The organism is Azospirillum brasilense (assembly GCF_007827815.1).
Taxonomy (GTDB): Bacteria; Pseudomonadota; Alphaproteobacteria; order Azospirillales; family Azospirillaceae; genus Azospirillum; species Azospirillum brasilense_C.
This window is the reverse complement of record NZ_VITH01000016.1, coordinates 133,051-149,633: the sequence shown is the minus strand read 5'-3', so window position 1 is coordinate 149,633 and position 16,583 is coordinate 133,051. Positions and strand designations below refer to the sequence as shown.

Here is a 16,583-nt window from a genome sequence, read left to right as displayed (position 1 = left end):
CGCGATCATGAAGGGCATCATCCTGGCCGGCGGGTCCGGCACGCGGCTTTATCCGGTGACCCGGGCGGTCAGCAAGCAGCTTCTGCCGATCTACGACAAGCCGATGATCTATTTCCCGCTCAGCACGCTGATGCTGGCGGGAATCCGCGACATCCTGGTCATCACCACGCCGCATGACCAGGCGCTGTTCCAGACGGTGCTCGGCGACGGGGCGCAGTGGGGCATCAACCTGACCTACGCTGCGCAGCCCTCGCCCGACGGGCTGGCCCAGGCCTTCATCATCGGCCGCGACTTCGTCGGCACCGACAGCTGCGCGCTGGTGCTCGGCGACAACATCTTCTACGGCCACGGCCTGACCAGCCTGCTGCGCCAGGCCGGCGAGAACACCCAGGGCGCCCGCGTCTTCGCCTACGGCGTCCGCGACCCGGAACGTTATGGCGTGGTCGAGTTCGACGAGCAGGGACGCGCGCTCAGCATCGAGGAGAAGCCGGTCAACCCGCGCTCCAAGTGGGCGGTCACCGGGCTGTACTTCTACGACAACGACGTGCTGGACATCGCGGCGTCGGTGAAGCCATCGCCGCGCGGCGAGTTGGAGATCACCTCGGTCAACGCCGCCTATCTGGAGGCCGGCCGCCTGTCGGTCGAGCAGATGGGCCGCGGCTACGGCTGGTTCGACACCGGCACCCACGACAGCCTGCTGGAGGCGGCCGAGTTCGTCCGCACCATCCAGCACCGGCAGGGCCTGCAGATCGCCTGCCCGGAGGAGATCGCCTTCACCTCCGGCTGGATCGACGCCGAGCAGGTGCGCCGCCTCGCCGAGCCGCTGAAGAAGAACGAGTACGGCCGCTACCTGCTGAGCCTGACGGAGTAGCGGAACGGCGCCGGCGCGTCAGCGCAGGCGGGGAATGAGGTCCGTCAGGCGGCCGATCGTCAGGGAGGCCGCCTGGTCGCCGTCTTGCGTGTCGCTCAGTTGCACCCGCAGGCCGACGCCGGCGGTGAGGGCGGCCTGCATGTCGGTCGCCTGATCGCCCAGGAACACCGACCGGGACAGATCAAGGTCCAGCCGCCGCGCCGCGTCCAGGATCATGCCGGGGTTGGGCTTGCGCCAGAAGCTATCCCGCGTGTAACGCGCGACCGGGCCTTTGGGGTGGTACGGGCAATGGAACAGCCCGGCCAGCTCCACGCCATGCTCGCGGAACGCGGCGCGCATCCACTCCGACAGCTCCAGGAAGGCGGCTTCCGTGTAATAGCCGCGGGCGATCCCGGACTGGTTGGTGACGATCACCACGCGGAAGCCGCGGTCCACGGCGTGGCGCGCCAGCTCGAAGATACCGTCCACGAAGACGAAGCGTTCCCGCTCCACGACATAACCGTGATCGACGTTCACAACGCCATCGCGGTCGAGCAACAAGGCCCGGTTCAGCATGATCTGGGTCCTCTGACCTTCTGTCGCTCCATCCATGGGTGGCATTGCAGGGCACCCTGGTCTTTCCTAGGACCGTTTCTGATTTCGGCACAAGCGGGCTGTGCCGAAACCAGCTTCAAGAAAATCAGTTGGTTACGGGACAATCGCGACGTTTTGCCAGTAAGCCCAATCCCACGAGCAATTGCCGCCGCAGTCCGTCTCAAACGTCAGTCGCCCCCCTGCCGGCAACTCGGCATCGATGGAGACACTCTGCACGCCCCGATCCGCGAGGGCGGTTGTCGGACGAAGGCAGCGCTCCCAAGCCTTTACGGAGGCTCCGTCGGGAGCGGCCATGGATATCCGGAAGCAAACACCATCGGTCGCGGTGTTGGCCTGCCAAGCCACGTCTCTGATCCCGAATTCCACGTCCACACGTTGCGCCGATGCGACGTCGAGGAACATGGAGGTGGGAGCATGCGCCAAAAGCTTCTGTTCGCTGATTTCGACAAAGGGTGCCCGCACGGAGGACGAGGACGCTAATGTCCGCAGCGTCTCGTACATGGCCAATTCCCGGCGCACGCCTTCAGCCAAAGTGGGCTGCCTCAGCCCATCGACATGCAGCGGCTGGAAATGAAAATGAATATTCGGCTTCACCCAGGGCAAAAAATTGTCTGTATCCAGACGGATGGAAACAACCTTGAGGTTCGGGAAAAGCTCTGGCATTCCAGCGGAAAGAGCTTCGAACGCAAAATTGTTCTCTATGTGTGGTGATATAATGAAACCAGATTTTGCGATGCCTGGAATAAGGCGGTATTTCTTTTCCTCTCCCCCGGCCAAGGTGACCGTCATGTCGACGGTCGGGACGCGAAATACGGTCTTAAGCAGTTTCCCAAGCAAGGTCATGTCAATGTCGACAGACATGAACAGTGCATCCGCATCCTGCGGAAGGGCAACATTTTCGGAGAAGCCGGCGCTGACGGTGTGCGCATCAGCGAGAAGCAATGGAGCAGGTATGGACCGCTTTCGCATCATCAGCATCGACGATTCGAGACGGACCGGTTCGTAGCGTTGGAGGATGTCGGGCCAAAGGGGACCCTCCGCCAAGGCGGGATGCCGATTATCAATCGAGCCGACGCTGAACAAGAGGTTGTCCGGAGCACGATCCCCAAGCAGGAAACGCCGGTTTGCTTCAATCAGCATTGGGGTGTACGTCGAGTACTCCTGGAAAATCGGCCGTGGACGATACTCATTGCCGCTTGCCAAGACCGCAGCCTGGATGGATGGCAAAACGTCGACCGTTCCCTGCAGGACAGGAATTGGCTCAGCTTTGCGAAGGGCCTCCAAGTGTCGATTGTAGTCTTCCTGCTTCTGCTCAATCCAATGGGAAGGGTTTGAGGCGAAGGCAGCAATATCGTTCAACGACTGCTTCGGCTTTGCGACGAACTGGCCATAGAGAAGTGGCCCGAATGGATAATTCTGGTCCGTGGAATACCGATAAGGTGCCACCAAGGACATCAAGAGCGCCAGCCCAAGCAGGAAGCTTGTCAACAGCCCTGCCCGCGTATTGTTGCCGAGAGAAGCGACGTACAGAGCAATCCCGCAACCGGCCGCAGCCCAAGCGATCATGCTGTGCAAGTCATGGCGAACAAAGCCAGCCTTGAACACCATAAACCAGAAAAGACCGAGACCGGCCAAAAGAGCCAGAACATCAAGCGGCCGCCCGGCCAAGCGACCGTTGCGGTATTCGATGGCTACAATGGCAAGGAATGAGATTGCTGACAAAACAAGGAAAGATACCAGTTCTGATGTGGAACCTGGCATTGCCATTGCTTCGCTGTATCCAGAAACTACTTGAAATCCGAGCGTCAAGAAATCAGCAAAATAGTGTAGATCTTGTCCAGATATGACATAGAAAAATAGAACGCTCGAGACGAATACGGGCGTGAAAACAGGAGGATTTTTCCTAAAAATGCGGTGGGCGTCGATTAGGATGACAATGGCCAAGGCCAAGGCACCAAACGAAATTTTGATCAATGCTGACAGGCCAGCCGCAACAGTGAACAGAACAAGGCGCCACGTTGGGACGGCTGTAGGAAGTCGAAAATATCCGGTCAGAATGAACAGAGGAAATGCAAAATAGAAGCTGTCTTCGAGAAGGGCAAATGCTCCTAAGATCAATGCTGCGCTAGTTATTATTGCGCGCACGAAATTTATGTTGGCAATAAGGCCGACGGCTCCAATGCCAAATACGATAGAGAGTGCGGCGCTTATCGAAACAACAGAGCCCCAAAGATTGCTCTGGAAGGTATGAGAGTAAAGATATCCATAAGGGCCAAAAGTAAAAATAACATCTCTTCCCCATTGCCATCCCTCTACAGCCGCTTTGGCGATTACGGCATTCCAGGACGGATCTAGGCCAGATTGAGGCATCTGTAGTCTGAAAGGCGATGAAATTAGAAAAATGATAGAAATAAGGGCGGCTGATGCCACGATCTTGCTGATTTTAGGCTCGGATGACTTGTTCATTTTTCTTTCAACCATACCCATATGCCAAGAAGGTATATCATTCAATTTGGCTCTCGAATGCCCAACGGTGCGTGAAACATCGTCTTGCATGGTGAGGGCCTGGGATTGTTCGGTGTTACGTCGCGGCGACACCGACGTTCAAAGCGTCACTGGTTTCTTGTCCGCCACCGGGGCATCGACCAGCTTTTTCCGGGCGTCGATCAGTCGTTTCAGGCGTTGGTAGAGCGTGAACTCACAAGAACCAAAGAAGATGCCACCCGCCAAGGCCATCAGAAGACCGGTCAGATAAATACCGAGGCCGTGCTGCCCGGAACCGGCATAGACACATCCCAAGATGGTCACGTGCATCAGGTAAAGGCCATAAGATGCGTTGCCCCAACGCACCAGGGGATGGTCCGCAGCGAAGCGCTCGCTGAACCGGGGGTCCGAGGCGCCAAGCACGATAAGGGATGCGCCAGCCACGACGAAAAGTTCCCGCATCAAGGGCCAGGTGATGATCAGGTCCCCGAGAAGCAGAACAATGCCGAGAATGAAGAAGTCACGGAATCGGCCGACTCCCGTTCCCTTCAGGTGCCAGCAGAAGTAGCCTGCAATAAAGCCCAGGTTGTACTGTGAAAGCAGGATTTGGGACGCGTTCGGCAACAGATGGGTGGACTCGCCGCCGAAGGCCATGATGACCACCATCCAGGCCAGCATCACGCCGATTCGCACAGCCGGATAGCGCAGTGCGATGAGAAGCGCGATCACCGCGTAGAAGGCGATTTCATAGACCAAGGACCATTCGACGCCCAGGGGATAGCCGATCTCTCCGAACGGCAGCAAGGAAACCGATTTGAAGGAGATGAGCTGCATGGGGTACGAGCCGAACACCGCTGTCTTGGCGGCAACGGCGATCGCGATGGCGGCGATGTACCCGAAGTAAATGCGCAGAGCGCGATGCCATAGGAATTTGCCGATGGATAGTCTTTCGGCCGACATCGCCATGATGAAACCCGAAATTACGAAGAATATCGCGACTCCTCGCGATAGAAGTCCGGGGTCGAAATAATCATGAAACTTTATGGGCGTCCCGCTCAAATTGTCATAATAAATAAAACTGTGATAAATTGTGACCATCGACGCGGCAACAAAACGGAGAACCTGAATTCCGTTGTATTGATGCTTGGGTGGGTTGTTCGGACTCAATTCTTCACTCCCGCGTCAAAAAACTGAATGGCTGTCAGCATGGCCCTTGAATCCAAACCAATTCATTGGTTCAAGGAACAAAGGGCTTTGGCGTCGAGAGTGGGTCACTCCTCCCAACCCGGCATCCGGACGCCGTCCACCTCCAGCGCGATGTCGTGCATGGGCAGTCCGATCAGGCCGCGGATCAGGTGGCTGGAATGGACGCGGAAGAACATGGCGTCGTCCAGCCAGTGGTGCTGGACGTGATCGTCCTGGGTGCCCTCGGCCACCGCGACGGTGACGGCGAAGTCGCCCGTCGGCAGATAGGGAAGCTGGAAGCGGAAGGAGGCGGCGAAGCTCTGTCCAGCGGGGACGGTGACGGGCAGCCCGCGGTAGGTCAGGTAGGTGTTGTCGCCGAACAGGTTCTGGCCCAGCTTGTCCTTGACGTAGAAGCCGACGATGGGGCCGTTGATCTCCTTCTGGGTCTGGCAGGTGACCTTCAGCACCACCTCTTCCCCGCCCTCCAGCGAGGGCAGCACCTCGCCCTGGGTGTTGAGCAGGTTGATCCCGACGATGCGCGCGCCCTGCGCCCCGAACCACGGGCTTTCGTCGTTGAAGTCGAAGATCTCGATCTCGTTGCGGTGCTGGGACGACTTCAGCAGCTCGCTGCGCGGGTCCCTGACCGGGGCCGCCGCGACCGGGGCGGTGGCGCGGTTGCCGCCGATGCGGAAGGCGTTGGAGGTGTCGCGCTCGCTGTGCAGATCCGCGATGTAGCGATAGCAGACGTCCTTGGCCGGGCCGATCTCCTGCACCTGGCCGCGGTCCAGCCACACCGCGCGGTCGCACAGGCTGACCACCTGGGCGGTGTCGTGGGACACGAAGAACAGCGTGCCGGTCTCGCGGAACTTGTGGATGAAGCGCATGCATTTCTGGGTGAACGCCGCGTCGCCGACCGCCAGGATCTCGTCGACGATCAGGATGTCCGCGTCCACATGGGCCGCGACGGCGAAGGCCAGGCGGGCGTACATGCCGCTGGAGTAGAGCTTGACCGGCTGGTTGATGAAGTCGCCGATGTCGGCGAAGGCGGCGATGGCGTCATAGCGCTGGTCGATCTGCTCGTTGCTCAGCCCCAGGACCGAGGCGGCGAGATAGACGTTCTCGCGCCCGGTGAACTCCGGGTTGAAGCCGGCTCCCAACTCCAGAAGCGCCGCGATCCGGCCGTTGACGGCCAGCGTGCCGCAGGTGGGGGTCAGCGTGCCGCACACCAGCTGCAGGAAGGTCGACTTGCCCGATCCGTTGCGGCCGATGATGCCGATCGTCTCGCCCTTGTGCACGGTGAGATCGATGCCGCGCAGCGCCCAGTACTCGTCGTAATAGCGCCGCCGGCCACGGGCCAGCATCTGCTTCAGGCGGTCCTGGGGCTTCTTGAAGATGGCGTAGGCCTTGCCGAGCCCGGCGGCCTGGATGGCGATTTCAGACGACATCGGCGAAGCCTTTGCGGGTCTTGACGAACCAGGCGTAGCCCAGCCAGGCGACGGCGTAGCTGAAGACGACCGACAGCAGCCACGGTCCCCAATCGGGCAGCGTTCCCCAGAACAGCAGGCCGCGCGCCTGCTCCAGGATCGGCACCAGGGGATTGAGCGCCAGCAGCGACCGCAGCTCCTCCGGAATGGCGGACGCCGGGTAGAAGATCGGGCTGAGGAACATGAGCATGGTCACCGCCACCCCGATGAACTGGCGGATGTCGCGCAGGAACACGCCGGCCGACGCGAGGAACCACGAGACCCCCAGCGTCAGCAGGGCCAGCGGCACCACCACCAGCGGAGTCAGCAGAACGGTCCAGGGCGGGATCCCGAACACCGGTCCGTAGAACAGCGCCAGCACCACGAGGCCGATCCCGGCGTTGTACAGCGCCCCCAGCAGCACCACGGCGGGCAGGATTTCCAGCGGAAACACCACCTTCTTGATGTAGCTGACGTTTTCCAGCATCAGCCCGGGCGCGCGGTTGACGGATTCGGCGAACACGTTGAACAGGATCAGGCCGGCGAACAGCAGGAGCGCGAACTCGCCGTGGCCGCCCCCCGACCCGTCGGTGCTCCAGCGGGCCTTGAACACGGTGCGGAAGACGAAGGTGTAGACCGCCAGCATCATCACCGGTGTCAGGATCGCCCACACCATGCCCAGCATCGAGCCGCGATAGCGGGCCATCAGTTCGCGCCGGGCCAGCCGGCCGATCAGCACGCGGTGGGCCCACAGATCGCGGATCATGGCCAACGGCCCGATGGATGCGGGCTTGCTCGATTGTCCGCTGATCACTCTCACTTCACCCTTACGCTTGCTGCGGCGGCAATCACCGGCGAGCCCTCCGCCGATGGCCGCGGAATTTAGAGCAGAAACGGATTTGTGCTCTAGTGTTTTGTACCGCCGGGCCTTTCGCACTGGGCCCGACGCTGCGGCGTTCCAGCCTTTTCTGCGACGCTCTTTTTTGCGACGCCGGGGCGCTCCTTTGTAACATGCGCCCCGCCGGCTAGACGTTTACGGGATGGATGCGTCGGTGTATAGGTCCTGCCGTCCGCACGCAATGCCCGCCCTCCAGGGAACAGACACCGTTTCGCCTCATGATCATCAGCAAGACCCCCCTGCGCATGAGCTTTGTCGGAGGCGGAAGCGACCTTCCGGGCTTTTACCGGCGTCATGGCGGCGCGGTGCTCAGCACCAGCATCGACAAGTTCATCTATGTGAACGTCAACCGCAAATTTGACGACGGCATCCGCATCGCCTACTCCCGGACCGAGGAGGTCTCCAGCATCGACCAGATCGAGCACCAGCTCGTGCGGGCGTGCATGGAGCATCTGGGGCTGGCGGGCGGCATCGAGATCACGACCATCGCCGACATCCCGGCCAAGGGGACCGGTCTGGGCTCCTCCAGCTCCTTCACGGTCGGGCTGCTGCACGCGCTCAACGCCTACCAGGGGCGCTACGTGTCGAAGGAGACGCTGGGCGCCGACAGCTGCCACATCGAGATCGACCGCTGCGGCGAGCCGATCGGCAAGCAGGACCAGTACGCCGCCGCCTATGGCGGGTTCAACCTGATCGAGTTCCACCCCGACGACCGGGTGGCGGTCACGCCGGTGATCTGCCGGCCCGAAACCCTGCAGACCATTGAGGAGAGCATCCTCGTGTTCTACACCGGCATCACCCGCTCGGCCTCGAAGCTGCTGGCCCAGCAGTCGGAGCAGGTGGACCGGCAGGCGGACAAGCAGCAGGTCCTGCGCCGCATGGTGCAGCTGACCCACGACCTGTACGCGGAGATCCAGGGCAACAACGAGGCGGTCTTCGGCGAGATCCTGCACGAGAACTGGATGCTGAAGAAAAGCCTGACCCAGGGCATCAGCACCGACGACATCGACGACTGGTACGCGGCGGCCCGCGCCGCCGGGGCCACCGGCGGCAAGATCCTCGGCGCCGGCGCGGGCGGTTTCCTGATGCTGTACGCGCCCAAGGAGCGGCACGAGGCGATCGCGGCGGCCCTGCCCGCCCTGCGCCGCATCAGGATGGGCTTCGAACGCCAGGGCAGCGCCATCATCTTCTACCAGCGCAACCAGGGGGCTTGAACGCCGTTGGGGCAAAAGAGCGGTTCGGAGACAAGGCGCAAGATTGAGCGAGCACGCCGCCGCCCCAACGCCACCAGGATTCATGCAGGCGCCGTGCGGAGCGCCCGACAAGGCCTGATCCATCCGCCGCGCCGTCACGATCCCGCGCCGACACCGCCTTATCAACGGAAAAGCCCGTCATGCCGGCAAGCCTGAACGACGACATCGCCCATCTCCTCCGGTCCGCGGTGGTCTGCGCCGAACCCCAGCGGCTGGTCTGGCCGCCGCCCTGGGTCGGCCATATCCCCTTCGCCTTCTGGGTGATCGAGCAGGTGCGGCCCGGCTGCCTGGTCGAGCTGGGCACTCACACCGGCAATTCCTACTGCGCCTTCCTTCAGGCGGCGGTCGCCTGCGACCTGCCGCTCAAGGCCTACGCCGTCGACACCTGGGAAGGCGACCCGCAGGCGGGCTATTACGGCGACGAGATCCACAACGCGCTCGCCGCCGACCACGACCGGCTCTATGGCGGGATGTCGCGCCTGCTGCGCATGACCTTCGACCAGGCTCTGACCTACTTCTCCGAAGGCTCCGTCGACCTGCTGCACATCGACGGCCTGCACACCTACGACGCGGTCAAGCACGACTTCGACAGCTGGCTGCCGACGATGAGCACGCGCGGTCTGGTGCTGTTCCACGACATCAACGTGCGCGAACGGGATTTCGGCGTCTGGAAGCTGTGGGAGGAGGTGACGGCCCGCTATCCCACCTTCGCTTTCGACCATTCCAACGGCCTGGGCGTCGCCTATGTCGGCAGCGAGCCGATGCCGGACGGCCTGCGTTGGCTGATCGAGGAGGTCGCGCCGTCGCCCGAGCGGCTGGCCACGGTGCGGCGTTTCTTCGCCCGGCTGGGGGCCGGCCTGTTCGACCGGCTGTGGTCGCAGGAGCGCGCCCGCCTGCTGGACGAGCGGGCGGCGGAGATCCGGCGCTTCAGCGACATGGTGGTGGAGCGCGACGGCCGTCTCGGTGCCCTCTACGCCGAGGTCGATCGCCTGAACCAGGGGATCGCCGACACCGCGTCCGCCCACCAGGCGGAGCAGCGCGCCCTCAGCGACGAGATCGTGGCGCGCGACCGGCGGCTGGGCGAGCTGTACGCGGAGATCGAGCGCCTGCAGGCGGCGATGGACGGGATGCGGGCCGGCCATGAGGAGGAGGCTCATCGCCTGGCCGGCATGGTGGAGGAACGCGACGGCCGGCTGGGCCTGCTGTACCCGGAGGTCGACCGCCTGAACGGCCGCATCCGGGACCTGGAGACCCGGTTGGCGGCCGTCCATGCCTCCTCCTCCTGGCGTCTGACCGCCGGCCTGCGCTGGGGAACGGCGCGTGCCCGGAGGCTGAAGGGCAAGGGCTGCCTCGCCGCCCGGGCCGGCCTGCGCGTCGCCCGGGCCCTGGCCAGCCGGCCGGAGGCGATTCCCGGACGCCTCGCCGCCGCCGTGGGCCACCTGCGTCGGCATGGACCGCGCAGCGCCTTGCGCCGTCTGATCGGCAAGCTCCGTCCGAACGGCGTTCCGGAGGTCGATCCGGGCGCGCTGTTCGACCGCGCCTGGTATCTGGAGCGCAATCCCGACGTGCGCGCCGCCGGCACCGATCCCTGGGCGCACTACGCGACGTCCGGGGCGGCCGAGGGCCGCAACCCGAACCCGCTGTTCGACACCGCCTGGTATCTCGGCCGTTACCCCGACGTGCGGGCGGCGGGCTGCAATCCGCTGATCCATTACCTGCAGACCGGGGCGGCGGAGGGGCGCGATCCCGGTCCCGGCTTCGACACCGACTGGTACCTCGCCTGCAATCCCGACGTGGCGCGGACCGGGGTGAACCCGCTGCTCCATTACCTCGCCTCGGGGAAGGCCGAGGGCCGTGCGCCCAAGCCGGCCGCCGGGACGGACGTCTGGCAGGCCCCGGAGCCGCTGGCCCCTTACGAGGCGTGGATGTCGGTCAACCGGCTGAGCCGGGCCGACGTCGCCGAACTGCGCGCCGCCCTGGCCGAACGGGCCGGGCGGACGCCGACGATCTCGCTGGTCACCCCCGTCTACAACACCGACCCCGCCCTGTTCGGGGAGCTGGTGGACTCGGTGCTGGCCCAGGTCTACGAGAACTGGGAGCTGTGTCTGGCTGACGACTGCAGCCCGTCGCCTCATGTGGCGCCGATGCTGGAGGCCGCGGCGGCCCGCGATCCGCGCATCAAGGTGACCCGGCTGCCGGCGAACGGCGGCATCAGCGCCGCGACCAACGCCGCCGTGGCCATGGCGGGCGGGGAGATCGTCGCCTTCCTCGACCACGACGACCTGATCACCCCGGATTGCCTGGCGGAGCTGGCGCTCTATTACGCCGACCACCCCGACGCCGACATCGTCTACAGCGACGACGACAAGATCGACATGGAGGGGCGGCGCTACGCCCCGCAGTTCAAGCCGGACTGGTCGCCGGTGCTGCTGCTGTCCTTCATGTATTTCGGCCACGTCTTCAGTGTCCGCCGCTCGCTGTTCCAGGAGCTGGGCGGCTTCCGCAAGCCGTTCGACGGCTCGCAGGACTACGACTTCGCCCTGCGCGCCACCGAGCGGGCCCGCCACGTCGGGCATGTGCCCAAGATCCTCTACCACTGGCGCGCGGCGCCCGGATCGACCGCCGTGTCGGCCGACGGCAAGCCGGCCAGCATCGAGGCCGGCCGCCGCGCGGTGGAGGAGGCGATGGCGCGGCGCGGCGTCGCCGACGTCCGGGTGACCCATCCCGACTGGGCCGCCGCCGCCCGCTGCGGCATGTTCGAGATCCGCTTCCCCGACCATGGCCCGTCGGTGACCATCGTCATCCCGACCAAGAACCAGACCGGCTACCTGAAGACCTGCCTGGAGTCCCTGGAGCAGACCACCTACCGCGACTACGACGTGCTGGTGGTCGACAACGAGAGCGACGATCCGGCCGCCATCGCCTATCTGGACTCCCTGCGCTCCAACCCGCGGGTGCGCGTGGAGCGCATCCCGAGCCCGGGCGGCCGCTTCAGCTTCGCCAACCTCAACAACGAGGCGGTGCGGCGCTGCACGGCCGACTACGTTCTGTTTCTCAACAACGACACCAAGGTCATCACGCCGGGCTGGCTCGGGCAGATGATGGGCTACGCCCGCATGCCGGGCGTCGGCGCGGTGGGGGCGCGGCTCTATTTCGAGGACGGCACCATCCAGCACGCCGGCATCGTCCACGGCTATCACGAGGGGCTGGTCGGCCACGCCTTCCGCAACAACCCGCCCCACGACTGGGGCTACATGGGCTTCGTGCGCACGGCGCGGGAGTATTCCGGCGTCACCGCCGCCTGCATGCTGACCCCGCGCGCCCTGTTCGAGGAGCTGGGGGGCTTCGACGAGGTGAACTTCGCCGTCGCCTACAACGACGTCGACTACAGCTACCGGGTGGTGCGCGCGGGCCGGACCTGCGTCTACTGCTCCACCGCCGAGCTGTTCCACTTCGAGGGCAAGTCGCGCGGCTTCCGGGACGACCCGCAGGAGCGGGTGAACTTCCGCCGCCTGTACGGCGACTGGCACGACCGCTGGTACAACCCGAACCTGTCGCTGGAGAACGAGCGCTTCGAACCCGCGACGGTGCGCCCGCAGACCCGGCGGACCGGACCGGTGCGGGCCGTGATGGTGACCCACAACCTCAACCACGAGGGCGCTCCGGCCACGCTGATGGACCTGACCATCGGGCTGGTCGAGCGGGGGGCGGTGTCCGCCCATGTGCTGTCGCCGACCGACGGCCCGCTGCGCGCCATCTACGAGGCGGCGGGAATCGCCGTCCACATCCTGCCCCGCCAGCCGCTGCAGGGCGTGCACGACGCCGCCACCCTGGCGCGGGCGCACGACGCGCTCGCCGCCTGGCTGAAGGAGGTCGGGGCGGAGGTCGTGGTGGCCAACACGCTCCAGACCTTCTGGGCGGTCACCGCCGCGTCCCGCGCCGGGCTGCCCGCGCTGTGGTGCCAACACGAGAGCGAGCCGTGGGAGACCTATTTTGACCATCTGCCGCCGGCGCTCCGCACCGCCGCCTACGGCGCCTTCGCGCAGGCCTACCGGGTGCTCTACGTGGCCGAGGCCACGCGCCGCAGCTGGCGGGCTCTGGACAGCCGCCGCACCTTCCAGGTCATCCGCCACGGCATCCCGCCGCAGCGCCTGGCCGAGGAGGTCTCCCGCTGGGGCCACGCCGACGCCCGTGCCCGGCTCGAGGTCGGCGATGACGAGCTGGTGATCGAGATCGTCGGCACCGTCTGCCACCGCAAGGGCCAGATCGACATGGTGAAGGCCTTCGCCCAGCTGCCCGAGTCGGTGCAGAAGCGGCTGCGCGTGTATCTGGTCGGCCGGGTCGGGGAAGCGGACTACGGCGAGGCCATCGCCGCGGAGATCGCCCGCCTGCCGGCGGCGGTGGCCGACCGCGTGGTGGTCACCGGGCCGGTGGACGATCCGTTCCTGTATTACGCCGCCGCCGACATCTCGGTGTGCACCTCGCTCATCGAAAGCGCGCCGCGGGTGATCGTGGAGGCGATGGCCTGTGGCCTGCCCATCATCACCACCCCGGTGTTCGGCATCCCCGAGCTGGTGCGCGAGGATGTGAACGCCCTGTTCTACCCGGCGGGCGACGCCGGGGCCCTGGCCGCCCTGACCGCCCGGCTGGTGGAGGACGGGGCGCTGCGCCGTCGGCTCGCCTCCAAGAGCCGTGCGGTTCTGGACGGCCAGCCGGGCTTCGCCGAGATGGTCGTGGGCTACGCCGAGGTGCTGCGCCAGGCCGTCAATCTCGACGCCGTTCCGAACGACGGGATGGCCGGCGGGGTCGCCGGCGGGACCGCCCTGGAAACAGTGTCCTGATTCTTTCCAAACCAACCGGATAAAGGTTCGCCATGACGATTTTCATCACCGGCGTCGCGGGTTTCATCGGTTCCAACATCGCCCGCCGGCTGGTGGCGGAAGGGCACCGGGTGGTCGGCTTCGACAATCTGTGCCGGGGGGTGGAAAGCAACCTCGACGGGCTGGTCGGCAACCCGCTGTTCGCCTTCGAGACGCTGGACCTGTCCGACCTCTCCGCCTACCGCGCGGCGCTCGCCCGCGTCCACGCCGCCGATCCGGTGACCGAGGTCTGGCACATGGCCGCCAACTCGGACATTCCGGCCGGCATCGCCGACGCCAACGTCGACCTGCGCGACACCTTCATGACCACCTTCAACACGCTGGAGGTGATGAAGGAGCTGGGCATCAAGACGCTGGCCTTCGCATCCAGCTCGGCCATTTATGGCGACTTCAAGGGCGAGCGCATCCGCGAGGACATGGGGCCGCTGCTGCCCATCTCGAACTACGGCGCCATGAAGCTGGCCTCCGAGGTCGCCATCAGCGCCGCGGTGGAAAGCTGGCTGGACCGCGCCCTGCTGTTCCGCTTCCCCAACGTCATCGGCATCCCCGCCACCCACGGCGTGATCTACGACTTCGTGCACAAGCTGCGCGCCACCCCGGACCAGCTGGAGGTGTTCGGCGACGGCACCCAGCAGAAGGCCTATCTGCACTGCGGCGATCTGATCGACGCGATGATCTTCATCCGCGACAAGGCGCCGGAGAAGCTGGCCTTCTACAACATCGGCCCGGAGGACGATGGCGTGACCGTGCGCTCCATCGCCGAGGAGGTGGTGGCGGTGGCCGCCCCGCAGGCCCGCATCAAGTTCGGCGAGGGCAACCGCGGCTGGGTCGGCGACGTGCCGAAGTTCGCCTACTCCACCGAGAAGCTGCGGACGCTGGGCTGGGCGCCCCGTCTGGATTCCCAGGCCGCCATGCGGCTGGCGGTGCGCCAGATCGTCGAGCAGTCCTTTTAAGTCCAGGCGTTCTCAGGAAGGAGTGGAGATCATGCGGCAGGCCGTCATTCTGGCGGGGGGCAAGGGAACCCGCTTGCGCGAGCGTCTGGGCGGCCTGCCCAAGCCGCTGATCGACATCGTCGGCATGCCGCTGCTGGAGCGGCAGATCCTGCTGGCCAAGCAGCACGGCATCGACGACATCCTGATCCTGGTCAACCACGCGGCGGAGCACATCGTCGATTTCTGCGCCCGCCGCGACAACTGGGGCCTGAACATCGCCTGCATCGACGACGGCGAGCCGCGCGGCACCGCCGGAGCGACGCTGGCGATCCTGGACCGTCTGGCCGACGAGTTTCTGGTCATCTACGGCGACACCATGCTGGAGGTCGACCTCGACCGCTTCGTGGCCTTCCACCGCGCCCGGCCCGACGCGGCGGCGACGCTGTTCGTCCACCCCAACGACCATCCCCACGATTCCGATCTGGTGGAGGCGGAGGAGGACGGGCGCATCGCCGCCTTCCACCCCTACCCCCACGATCCCGACCGCCATTACCCGAACCTGGTCAACGCCGCGCTCTACTGCGTGCGGCGCGCCGCGCTGGAGCCGTGGCGGGGCACGCCCGGCATGCTGGACTTCGGCAAGGACCTGTTCCCGGCGATGCTGGAGCGCGGGTTGACGCTGCAGGCCTACAACAGCCCGGAATACATCAAGGATTGCGGCACCCCGGCCCGGCTGGACAAGGTGTGCGGCGACCTCACCTCCGGCCGCATCGCGCGGGCCAGCCTGTCCGTGCCGCAGGCGGCGGTGTTCCTCGACCGCGACGGCACCATCAACCTCGACGGCGGCCACATCGCCAGCCCGGACCGCTTCGAGCTGCTGCCCGGCGTCGGCCCGGCGATCCGCCGGCTCAACCGCTCCGACTACCGCGCCATCGTGGTGACCAACCAGCCGGTGCTGGCGCGCGGCGACTGCGACGCCGCCGGCCTGACCGCCATCCACAACAAGATGGAAACCCTGCTGGGCCGGGACGGCGCCTATCTCGACCGCATCTATCATTGCCCGCACCACCCCGACCGGGGCTTCCCGGGCGAGGTGCCGGAACTGAAGATCGCCTGCGACTGCCGCAAGCCCGCCACCGGCATGATCGAGCGCGCCGTCGCCGAACTGAACGTCGATCCAGCGCGCTCCTGGATGGTCGGCGACACCACCGTGGACATGATGACCGCCCGCCGCGCCGGCCTGCGCGCCGTTCTGGTGGAAACCGGGGAAGGCGGCCTGGACGCCCGCCACGGCGCGGTTCCCGACTACGCGTTCCCCGACCTGCCGGCGGCGGTGGACTTCATCCTCGACGGGCACCCGCGCCTGCTGGCGCAGTGCGACGCGCTGACCGCCGACGTCGCGGCGGGCGACATCATCGTCGTGGGCGGGCTGGCCCGGGGCGGCAAGAGCACCTTGGCGGCCGGCTTGGCGGAGAGCCTGCGTGCCCGCGGCCTCGGCGCGGCGGTGGTCGCCACGGACCGCTGGCTGCGGCCGGCGGCGGAGCGGCAGGACGGGGTTCTCGGCCGGCACGACATGGCCGAGCTCACCGCGGTGACCGCCGCCTTGGCCGGGCGCGTGGCGACTCCCGGCGGAACGCGGCTGGAGGTTCCCGTCTACGACAAGAAGGCTCGCGGCCCGGCCCGCCACCGCGAGGTCCTGGAGATCCCCGCCGGCGCGGTGCTGGTGGTGGAGGGCGTGGCCGCCTTGTCGCTGACGGACGCGCTGACCGAAGCGCTGTCCGGCACCGGACGGCGGGTCCACGCCCTGGCCGTCGAAGCGGACGAGGAGGTCCGCCACCGGCGCATCCTGCGCGAATACGCGCGGCGCGGCATGGCGCCGGACGAGGCCGAGGCGCTGTACCGCAGCCGGATGGAGGACGAGGCCCCGGTGATCCGGGCGGCCGTTCCCGCCGCCGCCCGGCGCGTCCGGCTGGACCCGTCGGACGAATGACTCCGAACCGTCACGCGGGGCGCTTTGACATCG

Annotated in this window: 10 protein-coding genes; 5 read left to right on the top strand and 5 right to left on the bottom strand. The window is 65.8% G+C overall.

What is annotated here, in order from left to right; translation table 11 throughout:
• Window positions 1-7: 7 nt before the first annotated feature.
• A complete protein-coding gene (gene rfbA, locus FBZ83_RS26265) occupies window positions 8-871 on the top strand; it encodes a glucose-1-phosphate thymidylyltransferase RfbA (protein WP_145689770.1) in 864 nt (287 codons plus the stop codon).
• 18 nt (window positions 872-889) lie between these two features.
• On the opposite strand, the gene FBZ83_RS26260 is transcribed toward rfbA, so the two are convergent.
• The 5 genes from FBZ83_RS26260 to FBZ83_RS26240 all read right to left on the bottom strand — a co-directional run bounded on the left by FBZ83_RS26260 (window position 890) and on the right by FBZ83_RS26240 (window position 7,363).
• Window positions 890-1,426: a D-glycero-alpha-D-manno-heptose-1,7-bisphosphate 7-phosphatase gene (locus FBZ83_RS26260; RefSeq protein ID WP_145689769.1), complete on the bottom strand. Its 537-nt coding sequence runs from the start codon at window positions 1,424-1,426 to the stop codon at window positions 890-892.
• 132 nt (window positions 1,427-1,558) lie between these two features.
• Window positions 1,559-3,931: a hypothetical protein gene (locus tag FBZ83_RS26255; protein ID WP_145689768.1), complete on the bottom strand. Its 2,373-nt coding sequence runs from the start codon at window positions 3,929-3,931 to the stop codon at window positions 1,559-1,561.
• Window positions 3,932-4,069: 138 nt separating this feature from the next.
• A complete protein-coding gene (locus FBZ83_RS26250; RefSeq protein ID WP_145689767.1) occupies window positions 4,070-5,116 on the bottom strand; it encodes an acyltransferase family protein in 1,047 nt (348 codons plus the stop codon).
• Between the two features lie 104 nt (window positions 5,117-5,220).
• Entirely contained in the window at window positions 5,221-6,579 is a 1,359-nt protein-coding gene (locus tag FBZ83_RS26245) for an ABC transporter ATP-binding protein (RefSeq protein WP_145689766.1), read from the bottom strand.
• Window positions 6,569-7,363 (bottom strand): ABC transporter permease, encoded by a 795-nt coding sequence (locus FBZ83_RS26240; RefSeq protein WP_145689765.1) that lies wholly within the window; start codon window positions 7,361-7,363, stop codon window positions 6,569-6,571. The genes FBZ83_RS26245 and FBZ83_RS26240 overlap by 11 nt, the downstream gene beginning before the upstream one ends.
• Window positions 7,364-7,740: 377 nt before the next feature.
• Between FBZ83_RS26240 and FBZ83_RS26235 the strand changes: the two genes are divergently transcribed.
• From FBZ83_RS26235 to FBZ83_RS26220, 4 genes are all read left to right on the top strand, one after another.
• Complete coding sequence (locus FBZ83_RS26235) at window positions 7,741-8,709, top strand: kinase (protein WP_200477207.1); 969 nt, start codon at window positions 7,741-7,743, stop codon at window positions 8,707-8,709.
• 179 nt (window positions 8,710-8,888) lie between these two features.
• Window positions 8,889-13,589, top strand: coding sequence for a glycosyltransferase (locus FBZ83_RS26230; RefSeq protein ID WP_145689763.1), 4,701 nt, complete (start codon window positions 8,889-8,891; stop codon window positions 13,587-13,589).
• 32 nt (window positions 13,590-13,621) lie between these two features.
• Window positions 13,622-14,581: an NAD-dependent epimerase/dehydratase family protein gene (locus tag FBZ83_RS26225; RefSeq protein ID WP_145689762.1), complete on the top strand. Its 960-nt coding sequence runs from the start codon at window positions 13,622-13,624 to the stop codon at window positions 14,579-14,581.
• 31 nt (window positions 14,582-14,612) lie between these two features.
• Window positions 14,613-16,550 carry an HAD-IIIA family hydrolase gene (locus FBZ83_RS26220; RefSeq protein WP_145689761.1) on the top strand — a complete coding sequence of 646 codons (1,938 nt, stop codon included), beginning with the start codon at window positions 14,613-14,615 and terminating at the stop codon, window positions 16,548-16,550.
• Window positions 16,551-16,583: the final 33 nt, after the last annotated feature.